Raw genomic sequence first — 21,368 nt, forward strand, 5'->3', positions numbered from 1 at the left:
GCGCTGTCGCTGCCGTCGTAGGAGCGGCTTCAGCCGCGACGCGTTGCGATGGACGGTCGCTGCACGCCAGGCCTTGGCGCCCGTCCCGGGCGCCTGGCCATGGGCAATTCACCAAGTGCACGCGCGCCGCTCAGCCCAGCAGCAGGCGCGCGCCCAACGCACACAGCAGCGCCGGCGGCATCACCAGCGCGCCGACCTTGAGGAAGCGCCAGAAGCCCACGTCCTCGCCTTCGCGGCGGATCGCGGTCAGCCACAGGATGGTCGCCAGCGAGCCGGTGATCGACAGGTTCGGGCCCAAGTCCACGCCGATCAGCAGCGCGTCCACCACCAATTGCGGCGGCTGCGCCTGGGCGACGGTGGTGCTGGCGATCAGGCCGGCCGGTAGGTTGTTCATCAGGTTCGAGCCGAACGCCAGCAGGGTGCCGGCGACGCCGGCGGTGGCCTGCGGCGAGTGCGCGGCGGCGTCGGCCAGGGTGCGTGCGAGCAGGCCGATCACGCCGGTACGCGACAGCGCCTCCACCAGTACGAACAGGCCAGCCACCAGCGGCAGCACCGCCCACGACACCGCCTTGGCCATCGGCAGCGGCGACTGCCGGCCGCCCAGGCAGACCGCGCCGAGGGTGGCCAGGCCGGCCAGGCAGGTCGGCAGGCCCAGGTCCAGACCCAGCGCGGAGACGCCGACCAGCAGCACTGCGGTGGCGAGGATGCCGACCAGGGCGAAGGTGCCGCCGCGGGTCAACGGCACCGTGTCCACGCGCGCGGCGCAGCGGCCGGTCAGGTCCTTGCGCTCGGCCCAGCGCAGCATCACGAAGGTCACCGCGATCGCCAGCAGCGACGGCAGGGCGAACGCGGCCATCCACGCGCCCAGGGTCGGCATCTTGCCGCCGTACAGCACCAGGTTGGCGGGGTTGGAGATCGGCAGCACGAAGCTGGCGGCGTTGGCGATCAGCGCACAGGCGAACAGCAGCGGCAGCGGCTTGGCCCCGGCCTTGCGCGCGGCCGCGTACACCGCCGGGGTGAGCACCACCGCGGTGGCGTCATTGGACAGGAACGCGGTGACCACGATGCCGACGCCGAACACCAGCGCGAACAGGCGCTGGGGCGAGCCCTTGGCCAGATTCACCGCATGCATCGCCACCCAGTCGAACAGGCCTTCGGCACGTGCGGTTTCCGACAACAGCATCATGCCGATCAGGAACAGGTAGACGTCCAGGCCCTTGAGCACCGCCTGCCAGGCCTCGCCGCCAGGCATCAGTCCCAACGCCATCAGCAGCAGCGCGCCACCCACCGCCCAGCACGCCTCGGGCAGCTTGAACGGCCGCGTGATCACCCCGGCGGTGGCCAGCGCGCAGATGCTCCAGGTGGCGAGATTGGCCGTGTGCGCGCCGGGCATGCTCATGCCGCCGCTGCCGTGGCGCGTGCGGGCAGACGCACGCGCGAAGAGGCCGCAGGGGCAGGGCAGGGGCGGGCAGCGGGGGAGGGCACGGGCATGGGGCGTCGGGCAGCGGAGTCCGAGGGGCGTGCAGGATAGCAGCGGGACAGGCCCAACCCAGGCCGGCGCGAACGGCCTGGCGCTTGCGGTTTAGCTTGCGTAGACGCGCCTTGCGTGGCGCATTCGGCACATCCGCCGCACGACGCGATGCAATGCGGTCGCGGTGCCGTGTGTAACGTCGTAGTTGCCGGCGCTTCTGGCTCGCACGCGGCGCATGCCATGGGCAGTGGCGTCGTCTTTCGTCAGCCGCGATCGCGGCGGATCCCGGGAGGGCGCGCGAGCGCCGTTCCTGCAGAACCGCACCGACCTTCGCCCGCTTCACCCATGGCGCGCCGCCATGGACGCCAGCCATGCGCCCCACGCCGCGTGGCGGCCTTACCCCAGATGACGCGCGATCCATCCTTGCACGAACGCCACCGGCCCGGTCCGTGGCGGTGGCGTCAGCCCGGCGCCGCGCACGAAGCCGGCCGCAGCCTGGGCCAGCGCCTGGTTGGCACGGCGCAGCGCCTGCTGCGCGGCCGCCTGCTGCTGGCGCAACTGCACCAGGTGCAGCGAGGGGCGCCCAGGTGGCGCGAACTTCTGGTCGCGGCGCAGCGCATCGGCAGACAGGCGGGTGACTTGCGTGGCCTGGTGCAAGGCGTCCAGCGCGTCCAGCACCTGCAACAGCCAGCGCCCGCTGTCGCTGAGCTGCAAGGTCGCGGCGTCGTCATGTGCCGGCACCAGCAACGGCGGAATGCCCGCGCCGGCGATCGTCGCGGCGCTCGGATCCAGGGCGCGCAGGCGGGCGCGGAAGGCGGTTTGCGATGCGGAAGGGGTGGTCGCCATGCTTGGCCTGTACGCGAAAGCGCGGACTGTACGCGGTTTGGTGGGCTCGCTGCACAGGCCGCGACGACGCGGCGGCAGATCGTATGGACGCCCTTGGATGAACGCTGAGCGTTGCGTCGATGCGGGCCCTGGTTGCGCGGACTGTCGTGGGCACCACCTGGCACGCGCGCCGATGGTGGAAGCTGCTTACTTGTCGGCGGTGGTCTCGTTGCCGGCGTCGCTGCGCTTCTGCGCGAACAGCCACTGCCACATCTTCGGATCGCGGTAGGTGGCATCCCAGGCATTGTGGTTGCCCTGCGGGTATTCGGTGTAGCGCACGTCGGCGTCGACGTTCTTGAGCGCACGCACGATCTTGCGATCGTCGTGCGGCAGCACCACGTCGTCCTGGGCGCCGTGGAAGATCCACACCGGCACGTGCCGCAGGCGCTGCGCCAGCGCCGTATACGGATCGGCCAGATAGGCCACCGGCGTGACCACCAGATACTCGCGGTCCTCGTGCGGGGACAGGATCGCGCCGCAGATCGGCACCAGCGCGGCGAAGCGCTGCGGTTGCTTCAGGGCGATCTCCCAGGTGCCGTAGCCGCCCATCGACATGCCGGTCAGGTAGGTGCGCTGCGGGTCGCCGTTGAACTCGGCGCTGCTGTCGTCCAGCGCCTGCAGCGCCATGGTCGCGTTGACGCCATTCCACTCCTCGCCATCGGGCGCTTGCGGCATCACCACCAGCGCCGGGAAATCGGCCAGGTGGCGGCGCAGGTACGGGCCCAGCCCGGCGGTGGTCTGGTCGCGGCCGTCGTCGCCGCGCTCGCCGGAGCCGTGCAGGAACAGCACCACCGGCACCGGGCCCTGGCGATGCGCTGGCGCCGGCACGAATACCTGGTAGCGGTAGACGCGTCCGTCGAGGGTGAGCTGGCGGCCGACGAAGTGGCCGGTCGCCGGGTCGCTGGGCAAGCTGCTGCATCCGACCATCGACAGGCACAGCAGAAGCAGCAACGAACGCATCGACATGGCCGGCCCTCGGGTGGGAAGGCCGCAGTATCGTGGCCTGGGCGTCTCCACGACAACCCGGGTAAGGGCGGCGGACATGCGGCAGTCAGCCGACGGGCGGCGCAGCGTGCTCGCGCCATGCAGGGGCGGATGGCGGCAGCGGGCGGTGGATGCGCCCGATCCGCCGCGCGGCGATCGCGGCCGGCAGGCGCGCCCGCCGATCACGGCTGCGCGACGAACGCAGCGGCCGCTTCGAGCCGCGCCCGTCGCTCGGACACGCGCTACAGCAGGACCAGGGTGGCCAGGCCGAGGAAGCTGAGGAAGCCCATCACGTCGGTCAGCGTGGTCAGGATCACCCCGCCGGCCAGCGCCGGGTCGAAGCCCAGGCGCTTGAGCGTCAACGGCACCAGCACGCCGCCCAGGGCGGCGGTGAGCAGGTTGATGGTCAGCGCCGAGCCGATCACCAGCGACAGCAGCGGCTGCTTGAACCACAGCAGCACGATCAGGCCCAGGCCGATGCCCAGCGACAGGCCGTTGATCAGGGCCACCGCCAGCTCCTTGCGCAGCAGCACGATCACGTTGGACGCGCCGATCTGGCCCAGCGCCAGGCCGCGCACCATCAGTGCCAGGACCTGGGTGCCGGCGTTGCCGCCCATGCCGGCCACGATCGGCATCAGCGCGGCCAGCGCCACCAGCTTGGCGATGGTGCCCTCGAACTGGCCGACCACGCTGGAGGCGATGAAGGCGGTGCCGAGGTTGATCGTCAGCCACAGCAGGCGGCGGCGGAACGCGCGCCGCACCGGGCTGAACAGGTCCTCGTCCTCGTCCAGGCCGGCGGCGCTCATCGCCTGGTGCTCGGCCTGGTCGCGGATGATGTCGACCACGTCGTCGATGGTGATGCGGCCGAGCAGGATGTTGTTGTCGTCCACCACCGGCGCGGAGATCCAGTCGTGGTCGGAGAACTGCCGCGCGACCTCGTCGGCGCCTTCGCCGACGTCGATGGCCGGCTGCTCGTCGTCGATCAGCCGGTTGATCGGGGTGGAGTCCTCGTGGGTGACCAGCGCCGCCAGCGACACCCGCCCCAGGTACTGGTGGCGGCGGCTGACCACGAACAGGTGGTCGGTGTGGTCCGGCAGTTCGCCGCGCAGGCGCAGGTAGCGCAGCACCACGTCGACGTTGACGTCGGCGCGCACGGTGACCACGTCCGGGTTCATCAGGCGGCCGGCGCTGTCCTCGGGATACGACAGCACCTGCTCGAGCCGCTCGCGGTTCTCGCGGTCCATCGACTTGAGCACCTCGTCGATGACCGTGTCGGGCAGGTCCTCAACCAAGTTGGCGAGGTCGTCGATGTCCAGGTCTTCGACCGCGGCGACGATTTCGTCCGGGTCCATGTCCGCGAGCAGGCTCTCGCGCACTTCTTCGCCGACATGGACCAGCACCTCGCCGTCGTCCTCCGGATCGACCAGCCCCCACACCACTTCGCGCTTGCCGGGCGGCAACGACTCCAGCAGGTTGCCGATCTCGGCCGGCGCCAGCGTATTGACCAGTCGCCGCACCGGGCCCAGGCGCCCGCTGTCCAGCGCATCGGACAGCATGCGCAGCTGCCGCGCGGTCTTGTCGTGGCGGACGGCGTCGGCCATGCGCTGCTCCCTTGGGGTGAGGCCGCGCTCCGGAGAAACGCGGTCGGTCAGATGTTCATCCCAACATTATCGCCTGCATGTTGCGGGAAGCACAGTGGACGGCCGGGATTGGGGAGTCGGGATTGGGGATTTGCGGGTTTCCGCATGCGGACGTCTGCGCATGTAGGAGCGGCTTCAGCCGCGACGGCATTCCCGGGAACGCCCGTCGCGGCTGAAGCCGCTCCTACAGAAGATCGATGGGTTTCTTGACGAGAAAGAGCGCTGTGCACGCAGAGACCAAGCGGCGCGCCTTTCAGAAAATCGCTTGCCTGCGATCAGAGGAAGGACATCCTGCCCAATCCCCAATCCCCAATCCCCAATCCCGGCTCTCAAGCCAGCCAGCGCTCGATGCCCTTGCGGTCGCGGGCCTGCAGCAGTTTGGCGCCGCGCTGGCGCAGGGCCTGCAGGTCGGTGTCGCGGATCACCTGGCGCACTTCCAGCATCGTCGCCGGGTGCAGGCTGAACTCGCGCAGCCCCAGCGCCAGCAGCATCGGCGTCAGGGCCGGGTCGCCGGCGATTTCGCCGCACACCGGCACCGGTTTGCCGTGGGCCTGGCCGGTGGCGATCACCTGCGCGATCAGCCGCAGCACCGCCGGATGCAGCGGCGAATACAGCTCGGCCACCGCCTCGTTGTTGCGGTCGGCGGCGAGCAGGTACTGCACCAGGTCGTTGGTGCCGATCGACAGGAAGTCGATGGTGTCGATGAAGGTGTCCAGGGCCAGCGCCGCCGCCGGTACCTCGATCATCGCGCCGAGTTGCACCTGCTCGGCGATGGCATGGCCATCGCGGCGCAGCTGCGCGGCGATGCGCTTGAGGTGGCGGCGCATCGCCAACAGTTCCTCGCGCGCGCTGACCATCGGTACCAGCACCCGCACGGGGCCGTAGGCGGAGGCGCGCAGCAGCGCACGCAACTGGGTGTCGGAGACCTTGGGCCGGGCCAGCGACAGGCGCACGCCGCGCAGCCCCAGCGCCGGGTTTTCTTCGTTGCTCATGGTCAGGCCGGTGCGATCGGCCTTGTCCGCGCCCAGGTCCAGGGTGCGGATGGTCACCGGCCGACCGCTCATGCCCAGCACGGCGTCGCGGTAGGTGCGGAACTGTTCTTCCTCGTCGGGCAGCGCGTCGCGCTGCAGGAACAGGAATTCGGTGCGGTACAGGCCCAGGCCGTCGGCGCCGAGCGCGTGCGCGCGGGTGACGTCGTCGCGCGACTCGGCGTTGGCCAGCAGGGTGATGTCCACGCCGTCGCGGGTCCGGCTGGGCTTGGAGCGCAGCTTGCCCAGGCTGCGCTGCAGCTTGGCCTGCTCGCGCACGCGGCTGCGGTAGTCGCGCAGGTCGTCCGGGGTCGGGTCGACCAGCACCGCGCCCTGGGTGCCGTCGATGATCAGCACGTCGCCGTCGTTGATCTTCTGCAGCGCGTCGGCGACGCCGACCACCAGCGGCAGGTGGAGGCTGCGCGCCAGGATCGCGCTGTGCGACAGGGTGCTGCCGGCGCTGGTGACGATGCCGACCACGCCCTGCGCCTGCAGTTGCGCCAGTTCCGACGGCGCCACGTTCTCGCATACCAGGATCTCGCCGGCCAGGCCTTCGCTGTCCGGCTGGCGCTTCTGCAGGAACGCATGGATCCGCCCGATCACATGGTCCAGATCGTCCATGCGGCTCTTGAGGTAGGCGTCCTCCATGTCGTCGAACACGGTCGCCAGGCGGTCGCGCTGCAGGCGCAGCGCGTAGTCGGCGCTGTAGCGGCCGGTGCGGATCAGTTCGTCCAGGCCGTGCAGCAGCTCCGGGTCGTCGAGCAGCAGCGCGTGCAGGTCGAGGAATTCCCCGACCTCCTTGGCCAGGGCGCCGTGCAGGCGCTGGCGCAGGCCGTGCATCTCCTCGCGCGCGGCGTCCACCGCGCGGTGCAGGCGATCGAGTTCCTCGGGGATCTGCGCGGCGCCGATGCGTTGCTCGGCCACCTCCAGCGCATGCGGCAGGCGCACCCGCGCCCGGCCCAGGGCATTGCCGCGCGAAGCGCCATGGCCGGCGATGCGCACGCTCACCGCGCGTGCCCCGTGCGGCGGCACCGCGTCCCTGCCTGCGGCCGCCGGCGGCGCATGCTCAGCTGTCCTCGTCGAAGCGCCGCTCGAACAGGTCGACCACGGCCTTGAGCGCCTCGGCTTCGTCGGCGCCGTCCACCCGCACCGTCACCGGCGTGCCTTGCGCAGCGGCCAGCAGCATCACGCCCATGATGCTCTTGGCGTTGACCTCGCGGCCCTTGGCCGCCAGCGTGGCATTGCAGCGGAACGAGGACAGCGTCTGCACCAGCTTGGCGGTGGCGCGGGCGTGCAGGCCGAGGCGGTTGGAGACCAGCAGTTCGCGTTCAAGCATCGTCGATCACCACGCCGTTGCGCGAGCCGGCGGCGGCGGTCGCGGGCAACTGCTCCAGTCCTTGTTCGGGGTAGTTCATGATCCGCAGCAGCATCGGCAGGCTCAACGCCGAGACGCGCCGCACCGGCGTGCCCAGGCGCGCCAGCCGCGCGGCGAGATTGCTCGGGCTGGCGCCATACAGATCCGTCACCACCAGCACGCCATCGCCGTCGTCCACCCGCCGCAATGCCGCCGACGCCTGCGGCAGCAGCGCATCCAGGTCGGCATCGAACGGCACGTCGAACGCTTCGGTCTTCAGCGGCAACTGCCGCAACAGTCCGGTCGCCACGCGCAACAGCGCCGTGCCGATCCCGGGATGAGTGATGAGGAGAATGCCGCAAGCCATGGGAGAACGTTAACAGGTCAGGCAAGGCACAGGGAATGGCTGGGGGGGGGGGCGGGATTGGGAATTCGGGATTGGGGATCCGCAAGAGCCAGCGCAATGCCGCTTTTGCCAATCCCGAATCCCCATCCCGAATCCCGGCTTTTCGATCAATCCTGCTCGCGATGGAAGGTCGCCACTTCCGGCCAGCCCTGTTCGCGGGCATGGCGGGCCAGGCGTTCGGCCAGATACACCGAGCGGTGCTTGCCGCCGGTGCAGCCGAAGGCGATGGTCACGTAGCTGCGGGTGTCGTTGCGCAGCCGCGGCAGCCAGGTGTCGAGGAAGTCGATCAGCTGCGCGGTGTAGCGCTGCACGTCCGGTTGCGCGTCCAGGTATTCGCGCACGCCGCTGTCGCGGCCGGTCATCGGGCGCAGTTCCGGGTCCCAGTGCGGATTGGGCAGCACCCGCGCGTCGAACACGAAATCCGCCTCGGCCGGTACGCCACGCCGGTAGGCGAAGGACTCGAACAGCAGCGACAGGGTGTTCTCGGCGGACAGCGCGAACTCGGTGGTGACCCGCCGGCGCAGCTGGTGCACGTTGAGCGTGCTGGTGTCGATCACCGCGTCGGCCGCCTCGCGCAGCGGCTCGGTCAGGGCGCGCTCGCGCTCGATCGCCTCCGGCAGCGACAGGCCCTGGTGCGACAGCGGATGGCGCCGGCGGGTGTCGGCGTAGCGCTTGATCAGCGCCTCGTCGTTGGCGTCGAAGAACAGCAGGCGGGCGTCCAGGCCGAACTGCGCCACTGCCTCGCGCCAGCGCGACAACTGAGTCAGGTCGCTGTGGCGGCTGCGCACGTCGATGCCCACCGCCAGCTTGCTGGGGCCGGCGTCCTCGCGCACCAGGCTCTTGACGAAGGCCGGCAGCAGTTCCACCGGCAGGTTGTCGACGCAGTAGTAGTCCAGGTCCTCGAAGGTCTTCAGCGCCACCGACTTGCCGGAGCCGGACAGGCCGCTGACGATGACCAGGGTGGAGGTGTTGGCGCCTGCGGTCATGGATTGCGCCGCTCCAGCAGGTTGCTGTGGCGGGCGATGAACATCGCCGCCGGGTCGATGCCCTTGGTGCGCAGGATGTGCAGGCGCGTGGCGGCCTCGGTCAGCACCGCCAGGTTGCGGCCGGGCATCACCGGCAGGGTGATCAGCGGTACGTCCAGGTCCAGCACGTGGCGGGTACCGGAATCGCCGGTGAGGCGCTCGTAGCCGTGGGGCGTGGGCTCGGTCATGGGCCGGGTCAGATGCACGATGAGCCGAAGGTACTTGTTCTTCTTTACAGCCGTGTCGCCGAACATCTCGCGCACGTTGAGCACGCCCAGCCCACGCACTTCCAGCAGGTCCTGCAGCAGTTCCGGGCAGGTGCCGTCGAGCACGTCGGGGGCGATCTGGGTGAATTCCGGGGCGTCGTCGGCGACAAGGCGGTGGCCGCGGCTGAGCAGTTCCAGTGCCAGTTCGCTCTTGCCCGAACCCGCCTCGCCGGTGATCAGCACGCCGATCGAGTAGATCTCCATGAACACGCCATGCAGGATCACCCGCGGCGCCAGCGTGCGGGCCAGGTGGTAGGAGAGGTGATTGAGCAGTTCGTGGCCGCGCTTGGGCGAGACCCACAGCGGCGTATCGGATTCGTCGGCGGCCGCGCGCAGGTCTTCCGGGCACGACTGGTTCTTGGTGACCACCAGCGCCAGCGGCCGCACCTGCACGATCTTCTCGATGGTCTCCCAGCGCTGGCGCGCGTCCAGCGAGTCCAGCCAGGCCAGTTCCTCGGTGCCGAGGATCTGCACCTTGTTGGGGTAGATGGTGTTGAGATAGCCGGCCAGCGACGGACGCCGCGAGACCGCATTGCCGGCCTCCAGCACCCGGTGTTCGCCCTTATGCCCGGCAATCCAGCGCAGGCCCAGGCGGTCGCGCTGCTGGTCGAACAGTTCGCGTGCGTCGATGCTGGTGTTCATGCGGCCGCCCGTGGCGCGCCGCCGAGCAGCGCATACAGTGCGGCGGCATCCGGCGCGTTGCGCAGGGCGTCGCGGAACTCTTCGATGGAGAACTGTTCGGCCAGTTCGGACAGCAGCATCAGGTGTTGGTGGGTGTAGTGCGCGGGCACGGCCATGGCGAAGATCAGGTCGACCAGGGTGCCCTGGCCATCGAAATCGATCGGCTGCAGCAAACGCAGCAGCGCGCCGCGTGGGGCATCCAGGTCCGGCGCGCGGCCGTGCGGGATGGCGATCCCATGGCCGATGGCGGTGCTGCCGAGCTGTTCGCGCTCGCGCAGGCTGGCGAAGAGTTCATCGGCGCCGGCCTGCTGGCAGGCCAGCAGACCGGCGGCGGTGTGCAGCAGGGTGTCGCGATCGGCGGCCGGAAGCACCTGGGTGCTGACGGCCGCCATCAGATCGGTCAAGGGCATGGCGGCGCAACGTGGGGAGGATCACGCGAGATTGTCGCGCACCTCGGCCGCATGGTGGTCGTGCTTCTTTTCCTTGTGCTTGATGATCAGCCGGTCCAGCTTGTCGGCGAGCAGGTCGATCGCCGCGTACATGGTCTGTGCGCTGGCGTCGGCGTGCAGGGTGCGGCCGGGGACGTTGACAGTGGCCTCGACGTGATGGTCGGGCTTGCGCAGCGCCAGTTGGGCGCGGACCTCGATGGTTTCCTCGTAGTGTCGCTTCAGCCGTTGCAGCTTGGTCTCCACATACTCGCGCAGGGCGGGGGTGACTTCGATCTGCTGGCCGTAGGTCTCGATACGCATCGGATACTCCTTGGTTCGGGTTTTACACCTATGAACCATCGCCGCCGCCGCTAGCCGATTCGGACGCGTTCGTGGGAGGCGGAAATGTTCATGGCCTCACGATACTTCGCCACGGTGCGGCGCGCTACAGGGACCCCGGCACTTTTCAGCAGGTCGGCCAGCTTGGCGTCAGAAAGCGGCTTGCGCGGATTCTCCGCATCGATCAGCCGCCGGATCATCGCCTGGATCGCGGTGCTGGAGGCTTCGCCGCCGCTGTCGGTGTCGATGCCCGAGGCGAAGAAGGCGCGCAGCGGGATGGTGCCGCGCGGGGTGCGCACGTACTTGCGGGCAATGGCGCGCGAGATGGTGCTTTCGTGCAGGCCCAGTTCGCCGGCGATCTCGCGCAGGGTCAGCGGACGCAGCGCCTGTTCGCCGAATTCCAGGAAGCCGGCCTGCTGCTTCAGCAGGCAGCGGGTCACCTTGAGCAGGGTCTCGCCGCGCGCCTCCAGGCTCTTCAGCAGCCAGCGCGCTTCCTGCAGTTGCCCGCGCAGGTAGCCGGCGTCGCTTTCGCCGCACTGGCGGATCAGCCGCTCGTAGCCGCGGTGGATGGTGACCTTGGGCTGGGCGTGCGCCGACAGCGCCGCATGCCACACCCCGCGCTGGCGCCAGACCACGCAGTCGGGCACCACGTAGGTGTCGCCGCCCAGCTCGCCGATCTGCTTGCCCGGGCGCGGGTCGAGCGAGCGCAGCAGCGCGACCGCGGTGTCGACCTCCGCCGTCGGGCGCTTGAGCTCGTGGGCCAGCCCGGCCACGCCGCTGCGCGGCAACCGTTCCAGCGGACCATGGGCGATGGTGCGGGCAAGCGCCAGCCCCGGCGTGTCCTCGGGCAGGGTGTCCAGCTGCAGGGTCAGGCATTCGCCCAAGGTGCGCGCGGCGATGCCGGCCGGGTCGAAGCGCTGGATCTGGTGCAGCACGGTGAGGATCTCGTCCTCCTCGGCGGCGATGTCCGGGCGCAGGGTCTCGGCGATCGCGGACAGCGGCTCGCGCAGGTAGCCGTGGTCGTCCAGCGCATCGATCAGCGCCGCGCCGATGCTGCGGTCGCGCGCGGACAGCGGCGACAGGTGCAACTGCCACAGCAGGTGGTCGATCAGGGTGTCCGGCTCGGCCACGCGCTCGGCCGCGCTGCCCAGGTCGTCGTCGTCGAACGAACCGCCGCTGCCGCCGCTCCAGGCCGATTCGGTGTCGGACCAGTCGGCGCCGTCGGCAGCCGGCGCGGCCTCGCCACGGTCGCCATCGCCGTCGCTGCGTGTGTCGCCTGCGGCGTGGTCGTGGTCAAGCCCTTGGTCGGCGCCTTCGCTGCGTTCGAACGCCGGTGCGGCGTCTTCGGACCATTCCAGCAGCGGATTGCTCTCCACCGCCTCGGCGATCTCCACTTCCAGCTCGGCGCTGGACATCTGCAACAGCTTGATCGCCTGACGCAACTGCGGCGTCATGACCAAGTGCTGTCCCAGCGATGTCTGCAGCCGTGCTTTCATGCCTGTACCGAGCGCGGAAGGAGCGTAGCCGGCGCGTGCGCGGTCAGAGCCTGAAGGTTTCCCCGAGGTAGACGCGGCGCACGTCGCTGTTGGCCAGCAGCGCTTCCGGCGCCCCCTGCGCCAACACGCTGCCCTCGTTGAGGATATACGCCCGGTCGCAGATTCCCAAGGTTTCGCGGACGTTGTGGTCGGTGATCAACACGCCGATGCCGCGCTGCTTGAGGTGGGTGACGATGCGCTGGATTTCGCCGACCGAGATCGGGTCGACGCCGGCGAAAGGTTCGTCGAGCAGCATCAGCCGCGGCTTGGCCGCCAGCGCGCGGGCGATTTCGCAGCGGCGGCGCTCGCCGCCGGAGAGGCTGGCGCCGAGCTGGTCGGCGACGTGGCTGATCTGCAGTTCGTCCAGCAGCGCCACCAGTTCGCGTTCCTGTCCGGCGTTGTCCAGATCCTCGCGCAGTTCCAGCACCAGGCGGATGTTGTCGGCGACGCTGAGCTTGCGGAACACCGATGGTTCCTGCGGCAGGTAGCCGACGCCGAGCTTGGCGCGCTTGTACATCGGCAGCGCGGTGATGTCGTTGCCGTCGAGCACGATGCGCCCGGCATCGGCGTCGACCAGGCCAACGATCATGTAGAAGCAGGTGGTCTTGCCGGCACCGTTGGGGCCGAGCAGGCCGACCACTTCGCCGGCCTCCAGGGTCAGCGCGAAGTCGCGCACCACTTCGCGCTGCTTGTAGCGCTTGCGCAGGCCTTCGGCGAGCAGCATCACTGGCCTCCTTGCTTGGTCGGCTTCGCCGGCTTGGCGGGCGTCGCGGCAGGCTTGGCGGCGGGCTTGGCGCCGTTCGCAGGCGCGCCGGCCGGCGCAGCGGCCGCGTTCTTCGGCTGGATCACCGTGTGCACGCGCGTGCCGTCGCCGCCGCCCTGCATGTCGCCGCTCTTGGTGTTGTAGACCATGCGCTGGCCGGCATTGGTGCCCTTGGGCGAGGTCATCCGGTAATTGCCGGTGAGGATCACCGTGTCGGTCGGCACCTTGTAGTCGATGTTGTCGGCGACGGCGTCCATCGGCGAGCCGTCGTCCAGTTCCTGCTTCAGGGTGGCCTGCTTGCCGGTCAGGACGACACGGTCGATGTCGCCGTTCTTTCGGAACAGGTCGGCGGTATCGGCATGGATTTCCAGCGTGCCCTGGGTGATCACGACGTTGCCGAAGAAACGGACCTTGCCGTCGTCGGCCATCATGTTGCCGTCCTGCGCATCGGACTTGATGTCCATCGGCTGGTTGCGGTCGGTCGATTTGGCCAGCGCCAGGGTCGGCAGAAGCAGGGCGAGCAGGGCGAGCTTAGCGGGCAGCGTTCGGTTCATAACGGGACTTGACCTGTGAAAGGAGCTTGTACTGCCGGGATTTCAGGTCGACCTGAAAGCCGACGCCGGTCTGCATCATACCGGGCCGGGTCATGGTGACCGGGTCGGCGGTGCGCGCGCTGTTGGTCTGCGGGAAGACGTCCAGGCTCTGGGTACGGAAGGTGGTGGGCGGGATGCTGGGCACCTTGGGGCTGTCGCCGGCCACATCCCCGCGCAGGCGCAGTTCGTCGCCGTCGGCGCTGACCCAGCCGGTCTTGCTGCGCATTTCCCAGTGCTGGCCGTTGGCGTCGGGCAGCAGGAACAGCGGGGTCACGATCGACATCGTCTGGTCGGCGCGGCTGCGTTCCATCTGCGGCGCGCGCAGGGTCATCGCTTCCTTGCCCTGCTTGTCCAGGCTGACGATCTCGAAGTCGCGGGCGATGTAGTCCACGCTGGCTTCGTCGGAAGGGTTGCGGCTCGGCTTGCTGCGTTGGTTCCAGGCCGACCAGCCGCTGATCAGCGCCCCGACCAGCAGCAGGCCGCCGAGGGTGGTGCGCCAGTTCATGCGCCATGCTCCTGCAGCAGGGTGGGGACGTGGCCCTGGGCGGCCAGCAGCACGTCGCACAGTTCGCGGGCGGCGCCTTCGCCGCCGCGCGCACGGGTGGTCCAGTGCACGTGTTCGGCGGTCCAGGGGTGGGCGTTGGCCGGGGCCACAGCCAGGCCGACCACGCGCAACGGCGCCAGGTCGGGCAGGTCGTCGCCCATGAAGCAGACCTGCTCCAGGCCGATGCCGCGCTCGTCGCACAGGGCCTGCACTCCGGCGCGCTTGTCCTTGACCCCGATCTGCACCAGCAGGCCCAGCTCCTGGCCGCGCTTCTCCGCGGCCAGGCTCGGCCGCGCGGTGATCAGCGCCACCTCGATGCCGTGCCGGCGCAACTGCACCAGGCCCTGGCCGTCGAGCACGTGGAAGGCCTTGCTCTCGTTGCCGTCGCGGTCGTAGTACAGGCGGCCATCGGTCAGCGTGCCGTCCACGTCGAAGCACGCCAGGCGGATCCGGGCGGCGCGGTCGATCAGGTCGGCGGGGAGGTCGGCCAGCGGGGAATAGGGCATGTTCGGGATATCGGGGCGGGGAGGCCGGCTTTCCAGCGGCCAGGGCCAGCGGCGTGGGGCGCCGCGGGCAGTGAACGGGTTCAGCCTGTTAAACCACTCTGGCGCGCAACAGGTCGTGAATGTTGAGCGCGCCGACCGCGCGGTCGGCCGCGTCGACCACGATCAGGCCGTTGATCTGATGGGTCTCCATCAGCCGTGCGGCCTCGGCGGCGAGCTGGTCGGCGCCGATGGTGCGCGGCTGCCGGGTCATCACCTCGGCGATGCGGGTCTGGCGCACGTCCAGCGCGCTGTCCAGGGCGCGGCGCAGGTCGCCGTCGGTGAACAGCCCGAGCAGGCGGTCGTCGGCGTCGACCACCGCGGTCATGCCCAGGCGCTTGCGGCTCATCTCCACCAGCGCCTCGCTGAGGCTGGCGTCCTCGCGCACCTTGGGCAGTTCGTCGCCGCGGTGCATGACGTCGGTGATGTGCAGCAGCAGGCGCCGGCCGAGGCTGCCGGCCGGGTGCGAGCGGGCGAAGTCGTCGGCGGTGAAGCCGCGCGCGTCCAGCAGCGCCACCGCCAGCGCATCGCCCAGCGCCAGCGAGGCGGTGGTGCTGGAGGTCGGCGCCAGGTCCAGCGGGCAGGCCTCGGCCGGCACGCTGACGTCCAGGTGCAGGTCGGCCTCGCGCGCCAGCGTGGACTGGGCGCGGCCGGTCATCGCGATCACCGCGTTGCCCTGGCGCTTGAGCACCGGCAGCAGCATCAGGATCTCGTCGGACTCGCCGGAGTAGGACAGCGCCAGGACCACGTCGGCGTCGGTGATCATGCCCAGGTCGCCATGCCCGGCTTCGCCCGGGTGCACGAAGAACGCCGGGGTGCCGGTGGAGGCGAGGGTGGCGGCGATCTTGCGCGCGACGTGGCCGGACTTGCCCATGCCGGTGGCGACCACGCGCCCGCGCGAGCCCAGGATCAGCCGGCACGCGGCCGCGAACTCGGCACCGATGCGGGCGCCGACCGCCGCCAGCGCGGCCTGCTCGATCTCGACCACGCGGCGACCGCTGGCGATCAGGCCGGCGTCGTCGGGCGTCGTGGGAGACAGGGGCGATACATCCATGCGGGTGCCGGTCGGAGGGTAGAATGGCCGACCATTTTAGGAGGAAAGCCCGGTGGACGCCGATACCATCCGTAAACTCATCGAGGCCGGCCTGCCGGGCGCGCGCGTGCAGGTGCAGGGCGACGACGGCGTGCACTTCGAGGCCACCGTGGTCAGCGACGCCTTCGCCGGCAAGCTGCCGCTGGCGCGCCACCGCATGGTCTACGCCACCCTGGGCGATCTGATGGGCGGCGCGATCCACGCGCTGGCCCTGAACACCCTGACCCCCGAGCAGGCCGAGCGCGCCGACGGCTGAGCCGCCCGCGTGCCCGTTTCTCCCCTTTTCCCTTTCCCCCACGAGACCCATGGCCAAAATCGTAGTGACCGGCGGCAACGCGCTGCACGGTGAAGTGAACATTTCCGGCGCCAAGAACGCCGTGCTGCCGATCCTCTGCGCGACCCTGCTGGCCGATGCGCCGGTGGAGATCACCAACGTGCCGCAACTGCACGACGTGATCACCACGGTGAAGCTGCTCGGCGAGCTGGGCGCGGAAGTCACCATCGACGAAGGCACGCTCTCGCGCGGCAGCGCGATCACCGTCGACCCGCGCAAGGTCCACCAGCACGTCGCCCCGTACGAACTGGTGCGCACCATGCGCGCCTCGATCCTGGTGCTGGGCCCGCTGCTGGCCAAGTTCGGCGCGGCCGAAGTGTCGCTGCCGGGCGGCTGCGCGATCGGTTCGCGCCCGGTCGACCAGCACATCAAGGGCCTGCAGGCGCTGGGCGCGGAGATCAGCGTCGAGAACGGCTACATCAAGGCCAGCAGCAACGGCCGGCTCAAGGGCGGCCGCTACGTGTTCGACATGGTCAGCGTCACCGGCACCGAGAACGTGCTGATGGCCGCGGCCCTGGCCGACGGCACCACCGTGTTGGAGAACGCGGCGATGGAGCCGGAGGTCAGCGACCTGGCCGACTGCCTGATCGCGCTGGGTGCGAAGATCGAAGGCGCGGGCACCTCGCGCATCGTCGTGCACGGCGTGGAGCGCCTGTCCGGCGGCCGCCACGCGGTGCTGCCGGACCGTATCGAGACCGGCACCTTCCTGGTCGCCGCGGCGATGACCGGCGGCAGCGTCACCGTGCGCCGCGCGCGCGCCGACACCCTCGACGCGGTGCTGGACAAGCTCACCGAGGCCGGCGCCAGCATCGAGACCGGCGAGGACTGGATCCGCCTGGACATGCACGGCAAGCGCCCGCGCGCGGTCAGCCTGACCACCGCGCCGTATCCGGCGTTCCCCACGGACATGCAGGCGCAGTTCATGGCGCTCAACTGCGTGGCGGACGGCGTCGGCGTGATCAACGAAACGATCTTCGAGAACCGTTTCATGCACGTCAACGAACTGCTGCGCCTGGGCGCGGACATCCAGATCGAAGGGCACACCGCGATCGTGCGCGGCAGCGAGCGGCTCAGCGGCGCGCCGGTGATGGCCACCGACCTGCGCGCCTCGGCCTCGTTGATCCTGGCCGGCCTGGTCGCCGACGGCGACACCACCATCGACCGCATCTACCACCTGGACCGGGGGTACGAGAACATCGAGGAGAAGCTGGGGGCGCTGGGCGCGTCCATCCGGCGCGTCGCATGATCCTCAGCGGCCGCTTCAGCCGCCGGCGCAAGGTGTTGCTGGCGATCGTGGTGGTGCTGCTGGCCTGGGTCGGCTATGCCTGGTACACCGGCATCGCCATCACCCAAGGCATCGAAGAGCGCGACATGGACTGGAACGGCGACGGCCAGGTCACCCGCGACGAGATCTGGCAGTCGTTCTACGCGGTCGGCGTCAGCCGCACCCAGAACGGCCCGCGCGAGTGCAGCACGTTCTACTGGCGCAGCACCGGCGCGCAGATCCGCGTGGATTGCCGCACGACCTTCAAGGCTGCGCCGGCGGAGAAGAAGTAACGGCGTGGGGCAGGGCGCTGCCTAGGCGGCGCCCGCGTTGGGAGTGGGGTAGAGAACGGCACGGCCGGTCGTCACGCTCCATGGGCCGTGGATAGGACTCGACGCGCGCCGCTTGGGGTCTGCTGCAAGTCGCCAGCGGGTTTCCGCAAGACGATTCGCATCTGCGCGTCGGGGCTGAAGCCCCTCCCACATGGGAAGCACCACGGGCAGGGAATTGCTGTTGCGATTCCCGAATCCGGAATCCCACATCCCGGCTCACTGCGTCGCGGCTGAAGCCGCGCCTACATGGGAAAAACCCGGGCGGGAAGCCGCTGTTGCGATTCCCCAATCCGATTCCCCAATCCCAGTCCTCACACGGGAGCGATCACGGGCGGGGAGCTGCTTTCACGATTCCCCAATCCCCATTCCCCAATCCCGGCCTTACCGCAACGCCTTGATGGTCAGGTCCAGCGCGTCCTGGCCGTTCTCGCGCTGCAGGATGCGCACCGGCACGGGCATGTCCGGCACGATCCAGGCCACGATTTCCTTGGAGCCGTCGGTGCGGCTGACCTTGGTCGCCTGCTCGGTCTTGCCGTTGACGGTGACCGCTTCCTTGCCGGCGACGCGGTAGGTCATCGGCTTGGCGCGGCCCTCGTCGACCATGCGGTAGCTCGGGGTCTTGCCGGCGTTGACGTCGCGCGCGATCGCCAGGTTGATCAGCAGCGCGTCCATGTCGCCCGGCTGCAGCTTCACCGGGCCGCGGCGGTCGGGCTTGAGGTCGCCGCCCCAGGTCGCCTGGCCGGTGCTCCAGTCGTAGTTGGCGGTCACCGCCTTCTTCTTGATCAGGAACACCGAGCGGTCGTCGCTGCTGAGCGGACGCAACTGCCCGCCCTTTTCCTCGAACACGGTGCTCTGGCTGAGGTCGGCGACCTGGTTCTTGATCGCCAGACTGTAGCGCCAGCGGTTGCCGCCTTCCTTGGCCAGGGTCATCACGCCGTTGGCCTGCATGCCCATGTAGCTGGCCTGGTAGTCCGCGGTGAACGGCTCCAGGGCCAGGGCGGGCAGGCTGGCCGTGGCCAGCAGGGCGGCGGCGAGGGCGGTCAGCGGGCGGGCGATGCGGGTCATGGTCAGGCTCCTTGGTATTCGGTCAGGCGCAGGTCGATGCGGTCTTCGCCGTCTTCGCGCTGCAGGATGCGCACCGGCGTCGGCACGCCGTTGGCGATCCACAGGATGGTCTCATTGCGGCCGCCGTTGGTGCGCGACACCCGCAATGCGTCGTAGCTGATGTCGCCGACCTGCACGGTCTCGGTCTGGTCGGCGGCGCGGTAGACATGTTCGCGCACCCGGCCGACGTCGACGAAGCGGTAGGTCATGGTCTTGCCCGGCTGCGCGTCGCGCATCAGCGAGAGGTTGAGCAGCAGCGCGCTCTGGTCGCCGGGTTGCAGCGGGATCGGCGCCTGCCGGTCCTTCTTCAGGTCGCCGTCCCAGCGCGCCACGCCCTGTTTCCAGTCGTACACGCCGGTGACCTTCTTGCCGAAGAACACCGCCTTCTTGACCGTGCTCTGGCTCTGCGGAACGTAGCGGCCGTCCTCCACCGTGAACACCGTGCTTTGCTCGATGTTCAGGCCGAGGATGCTGGCGAACCCGCTGCGGCCGTGCACGCCCAGGTCGACCCGCCATTGGTCGCCGCCGGTATGCACCACGTCCATGCGCGCGTCGCCGGCCGGCTTGCCCTTGTACAGGGCGTCGTAGGTGGCCACGAACGGCTGCAGCGGCGGCGGCGTCCAGGCCTCGGCGGGCAGCGCCGGCGGGGCGGCGGAAGCCGGCGCAGGGGTGCTGGTGGCGGGCGTGGCCGGAGCCGGGGCGGTCTGCGGTGCCGGCTGCGCGGCGGGCGCCGGCGCGACCTGCGCGCCGACGATGGGCGCCAGCAGGCCGAGGCCGGACGCGACGAGGAAGGCGAACGGACGCGGAGCGAGCTTCATGGGATCGGCTGGCGTGAGCGGGAGAGAGGAGGGGAGGGGCCGCGGACGGGTGCGGCAGCGCATTCAGGGAAGCAGCACGTCGTCGCAATCTAGGCGCAGCGGACTAAACCGGCACTGACCGTCCAGCCAGACCTTGCCGTCCCGTTCAGCCAGGCGGCCCGCCGCCGCCAGCCGCAGCACCGCGCACAGCAGCCGGTGCTCGCGCGGGAGCAGGCGCTGCGCCAGGTCGTCGGGACCGTCGCCGGCCTGCACCGGCACCCGCACCTGTGCGATCACCGCGCCGGCGTCCAGCTCCGGCACGACGAAATGCACGCTTGCGCCGTGTTCGGCGTCGCCGGCCGCCAAGGCCTGCGCATGCGTGTGCAGGCCACGGTACTTGGGCAGCAGCGAAGGGTGGATGTTGAGCAGGCGCCCGCCGAAGCGCTGCACGATGCCGGCGCCGAGGATGCGCATGTAGCCGGCGCACACCACCCAGTCCGGCTGTACCGCGGCGACGGCGTCGCCCAGTGCCAGGTCGAATGCGGCGCGGTCGGGGAAGGTCTTGGGCCGCGCCGACCAGCGCCGGTCCGGCGCGACCATGGCCAGCGCCGGCGCCTCGGGGCGATCGCCGAACACGCCGACCACCTCGGCGTCGAGGGTGCCGGCGGCGATCGCGGCGAGGATGGCCTGCAGGTTGGACCCGCGGCCGGAGGCGAGCACGGCGAGGCGAAGCGTCATCGGGCTAACGTCCGGGGCAGGGCACTGGCGGACGGGCGGTGCCGCGCCTGCAGCGGCCTCCGGCCCGACACCGTGTCGGGCGGGAACGCCGCTGCCGGCAGCGCCGCACCGAACCGGCCCGCGGCCCGCCAGGTGCACTTGGCTGCCGCCACGCGGCTCAGCCGATGTGGACGCGTTCGCCGGCGTCCGCGGCGGCCACGACCGCGCCGATCTGCCAGTGCGCCAGGCCCAGGCTGTCCAGGCTGCGTTCCAGGGCGGCCACCTGCTCCGGCGCGGCGACCAGCACGAAGCCGATGCCGCAGTTGAAGGTGCGCCACATCTCGCTGTCGGCCACCGCGCCTTCGCGCTGCAGCCACTCGAACACCGGCGGCAGGGTCCAGGCGCTGGCGCGGATGTCCAGGCCCAGGCCGTCCGGGATGACGCGGATGATGTTCTCGGTCAGGCCGCCGCCGGTGATGTGCGCCATGGCGTGGATGCCTTCGCCCTGGTCGCGCAGCAGCGACAGGATCGGCTTGACGTACAGGGCGGTCGGCGCCATCAGCGCGTCGGCCAGGGCCACGCCGCCCACCTGCAACTCGGCCGGGCGCCCGGCGCGGTCGTAGATGCGGCGGATCAGCGAGTAGCCGTTGGAATGCGGGCCGGAGGAGGCGATGCCGATCAGCACGTCGCCCTGGCGCACCCGGGCGCCGTCGAGCAACTGCGACTTCTCCACCGCGCCGACGGTGAAACCGGCCAGGTCGTACTCGCCCGGCGGGTACATGTCGGGCATTTCCGCGGTTTCGCCGCCGATCAGCGCGCAGCCGGCCAGTTCGCAGCCGCGGGCGATGCCGCCGACCACCGCCACGGTGGTCTCCACGTCGAGCTTGCCGGTGGCGAAGTAGTCCAGGAAGAACAGCGGCTCGGCGCCCTGCACCAGCACGTCGTTGACGCACATGCCGACCAGGTCGATGCCGATCGTGTCGTGGCGGCCGAGCTGCTGCGCCAGCTTCAGCTTGGTGCCGACGCCGTCGGTGCCGGACACCAGGACCGGCTCGCGGTACTTGCCGGACAGGTCGAACAGCGCGCCGAAGCCGCCCAGGCCACCCATCACCTCGGGGCGGAAACTGCGCTTGACCAGGGGCTTGATGCGTTCGACGACGGCGTTGCCGGCATCGATGTCGACGCCGGCGTCGCGGTAGGTCAACGGGGCGGCGGCGGGGGGCTGGGAAGTGGTCACGGGCGG

At 70.2% G+C, this 21,368-nt stretch carries 24 protein-coding genes; 3 read left to right on the plus strand and 21 right to left on the minus strand.

Annotated elements, in window-relative coordinates; all coding sequences use genetic code 11:
• Positions 1-130: 130 nt before the first annotated feature.
• From NUG21_RS06880 to NUG21_RS06960, 17 genes are all read right to left on the minus strand, one after another.
• Positions 131-1,399, minus strand: a complete 1,269-nt coding sequence (locus NUG21_RS06880; protein WP_263392657.1) for an arsenic transporter — start codon at positions 1,397-1,399, stop codon at positions 131-133.
• Between the two features lie 468 nt (positions 1,400-1,867).
• Positions 1,868-2,317, minus strand: a complete 450-nt coding sequence (locus NUG21_RS06885; RefSeq protein ID WP_263392658.1) for a hypothetical protein — start codon at positions 2,315-2,317, stop codon at positions 1,868-1,870.
• Positions 2,318-2,503: 186 nt separating this feature from the next.
• Positions 2,504-3,322, minus strand: a complete 819-nt coding sequence (locus NUG21_RS06890) for a carboxylesterase family protein (RefSeq protein WP_160948503.1) — start codon at positions 3,320-3,322, stop codon at positions 2,504-2,506.
• Positions 3,323-3,582: 260 nt separating this feature from the next.
• Positions 3,583-4,941, minus strand: a complete 1,359-nt coding sequence (gene mgtE / locus NUG21_RS06895; RefSeq protein WP_160948504.1) for a magnesium transporter — start codon at positions 4,939-4,941, stop codon at positions 3,583-3,585.
• Between the two features lie 368 nt (positions 4,942-5,309).
• Positions 5,310-7,016, minus strand: a complete 1,707-nt coding sequence (gene ptsP / locus NUG21_RS06900) for a phosphoenolpyruvate--protein phosphotransferase (protein WP_263392659.1) — start codon at positions 7,014-7,016, stop codon at positions 5,310-5,312.
• Positions 7,017-7,074: 58 nt separating this feature from the next.
• Entirely contained in the window at positions 7,075-7,344 is a 270-nt protein-coding gene (locus NUG21_RS06905; protein ID WP_010344110.1) for an HPr family phosphocarrier protein, read from the minus strand.
• Positions 7,337-7,729 (minus strand): PTS sugar transporter subunit IIA, encoded by a 393-nt coding sequence (locus NUG21_RS06910; RefSeq protein ID WP_160948445.1) that lies wholly within the window; start codon positions 7,727-7,729, stop codon positions 7,337-7,339. Before NUG21_RS06910 ends, NUG21_RS06905 begins: the two co-directional genes overlap by 8 nt.
• Before the next feature lie 146 nt (positions 7,730-7,875).
• On the minus strand, positions 7,876-8,754 hold the full coding sequence (gene rapZ / locus NUG21_RS06915; protein WP_019795905.1) for an RNase adapter RapZ: 879 nt from the start codon (positions 8,752-8,754) through the stop codon (positions 7,876-7,878).
• Positions 8,751-9,701, minus strand: a complete 951-nt coding sequence (gene hprK / locus NUG21_RS06920) for an HPr(Ser) kinase/phosphatase (protein WP_019795906.1) — start codon at positions 9,699-9,701, stop codon at positions 8,751-8,753. The genes rapZ and hprK overlap by 4 nt, the downstream gene beginning before the upstream one ends.
• Positions 9,698-10,150, minus strand: coding sequence for a PTS sugar transporter subunit IIA (locus NUG21_RS06925; protein ID WP_160948446.1), 453 nt, complete (start codon positions 10,148-10,150; stop codon positions 9,698-9,700). The genes hprK and NUG21_RS06925 overlap by 4 nt, the downstream gene beginning before the upstream one ends.
• A 21-nt stretch (positions 10,151-10,171) precedes the next feature.
• The gene (gene raiA / locus NUG21_RS06930; protein WP_010344105.1) at positions 10,172-10,489 is read right to left on the minus strand and encodes a ribosome hibernation-promoting factor, HPF/YfiA family; all 318 of its coding nucleotides are present in this window, start codon (positions 10,487-10,489) and stop codon (positions 10,172-10,174) included.
• A gap of 50 nt (positions 10,490-10,539) precedes the next feature.
• The gene (locus NUG21_RS06935; RefSeq protein WP_263392660.1) at positions 10,540-12,003 is read right to left on the minus strand and encodes an RNA polymerase factor sigma-54; all 1,464 of its coding nucleotides are present in this window, start codon (positions 12,001-12,003) and stop codon (positions 10,540-10,542) included.
• Positions 12,004-12,046: 43 nt separating this feature from the next.
• Positions 12,047-12,766: an LPS export ABC transporter ATP-binding protein gene (gene lptB, locus NUG21_RS06940; protein WP_152239442.1), complete on the minus strand. Its 720-nt coding sequence runs from the start codon at positions 12,764-12,766 to the stop codon at positions 12,047-12,049.
• Positions 12,766-13,359: a lipopolysaccharide transport periplasmic protein LptA gene (lptA, locus tag NUG21_RS06945; RefSeq protein WP_263392661.1), complete on the minus strand. Its 594-nt coding sequence runs from the start codon at positions 13,357-13,359 to the stop codon at positions 12,766-12,768. Before lptA ends, lptB begins: the two co-directional genes overlap by 1 nt.
• Positions 13,337-13,903: an LPS export ABC transporter periplasmic protein LptC gene (gene lptC, locus NUG21_RS06950; RefSeq protein ID WP_019797526.1), complete on the minus strand. Its 567-nt coding sequence runs from the start codon at positions 13,901-13,903 to the stop codon at positions 13,337-13,339. The genes lptA and lptC overlap by 23 nt, the downstream gene beginning before the upstream one ends.
• Positions 13,900-14,448, minus strand: coding sequence for a KdsC family phosphatase (locus tag NUG21_RS06955; RefSeq protein ID WP_242159400.1), 549 nt, complete (start codon positions 14,446-14,448; stop codon positions 13,900-13,902). The genes lptC and NUG21_RS06955 overlap by 4 nt, the downstream gene beginning before the upstream one ends.
• An 88-nt stretch (positions 14,449-14,536) precedes the next feature.
• Positions 14,537-15,538, minus strand: a complete 1,002-nt coding sequence (locus NUG21_RS06960) for a KpsF/GutQ family sugar-phosphate isomerase (protein ID WP_263392662.1) — start codon at positions 15,536-15,538, stop codon at positions 14,537-14,539.
• 52 nt (positions 15,539-15,590) lie between these two features.
• Between NUG21_RS06960 and NUG21_RS06965 the strand changes: the two genes are divergently transcribed.
• The 3 genes from NUG21_RS06965 to NUG21_RS06975 are packed head-to-tail and all read left to right on the plus strand — an operon-like array spanning position 15,591 to position 17,468.
• On the plus strand, positions 15,591-15,833 hold the full coding sequence (locus NUG21_RS06965; protein ID WP_160948451.1) for a BolA family protein: 243 nt from the start codon (positions 15,591-15,593) through the stop codon (positions 15,831-15,833).
• 49 nt (positions 15,834-15,882) lie between these two features.
• Positions 15,883-17,157 (plus strand): UDP-N-acetylglucosamine 1-carboxyvinyltransferase, encoded by a 1,275-nt coding sequence (gene murA, locus NUG21_RS06970; RefSeq protein ID WP_017910669.1) that lies wholly within the window; start codon positions 15,883-15,885, stop codon positions 17,155-17,157.
• Complete coding sequence (locus NUG21_RS06975) at positions 17,154-17,468, plus strand: hypothetical protein (protein WP_010344096.1); 315 nt, start codon at positions 17,154-17,156, stop codon at positions 17,466-17,468. Before murA ends, NUG21_RS06975 begins: the two co-directional genes overlap by 4 nt.
• 420 nt (positions 17,469-17,888) lie before the next feature.
• Here NUG21_RS06975 and NUG21_RS06980 read toward each other — a convergent pair whose 3' ends face one another.
• From NUG21_RS06980 to purM, 4 genes are all read right to left on the minus strand, one after another.
• Positions 17,889-18,572, minus strand: a complete 684-nt coding sequence (locus tag NUG21_RS06980; RefSeq protein WP_019797113.1) for a DUF3108 domain-containing protein — start codon at positions 18,570-18,572, stop codon at positions 17,889-17,891.
• Between the two features lie 2 nt (positions 18,573-18,574).
• A complete protein-coding gene (locus tag NUG21_RS06985; RefSeq protein WP_263392663.1) occupies positions 18,575-19,429 on the minus strand; it encodes a DUF3108 domain-containing protein in 855 nt (284 codons plus the stop codon).
• Positions 19,430-19,492: 63 nt separating this feature from the next.
• Complete coding sequence (gene purN, locus NUG21_RS06990) at positions 19,493-20,146, minus strand: phosphoribosylglycinamide formyltransferase (RefSeq protein ID WP_160948454.1); 654 nt, start codon at positions 20,144-20,146, stop codon at positions 19,493-19,495.
• Between the two features lie 157 nt (positions 20,147-20,303).
• Entirely contained in the window at positions 20,304-21,362 is a 1,059-nt protein-coding gene (gene purM / locus NUG21_RS06995; RefSeq protein WP_242159394.1) for a phosphoribosylformylglycinamidine cyclo-ligase, read from the minus strand.
• Positions 21,363-21,368 lie beyond the last annotated feature (6 nt).

The organism is Xanthomonas sp. CFBP 8445 (assembly GCF_025666235.1).
GTDB lineage: Bacteria > Pseudomonadota > Gammaproteobacteria > Xanthomonadales > Xanthomonadaceae > Xanthomonas_A > Xanthomonas_A indica.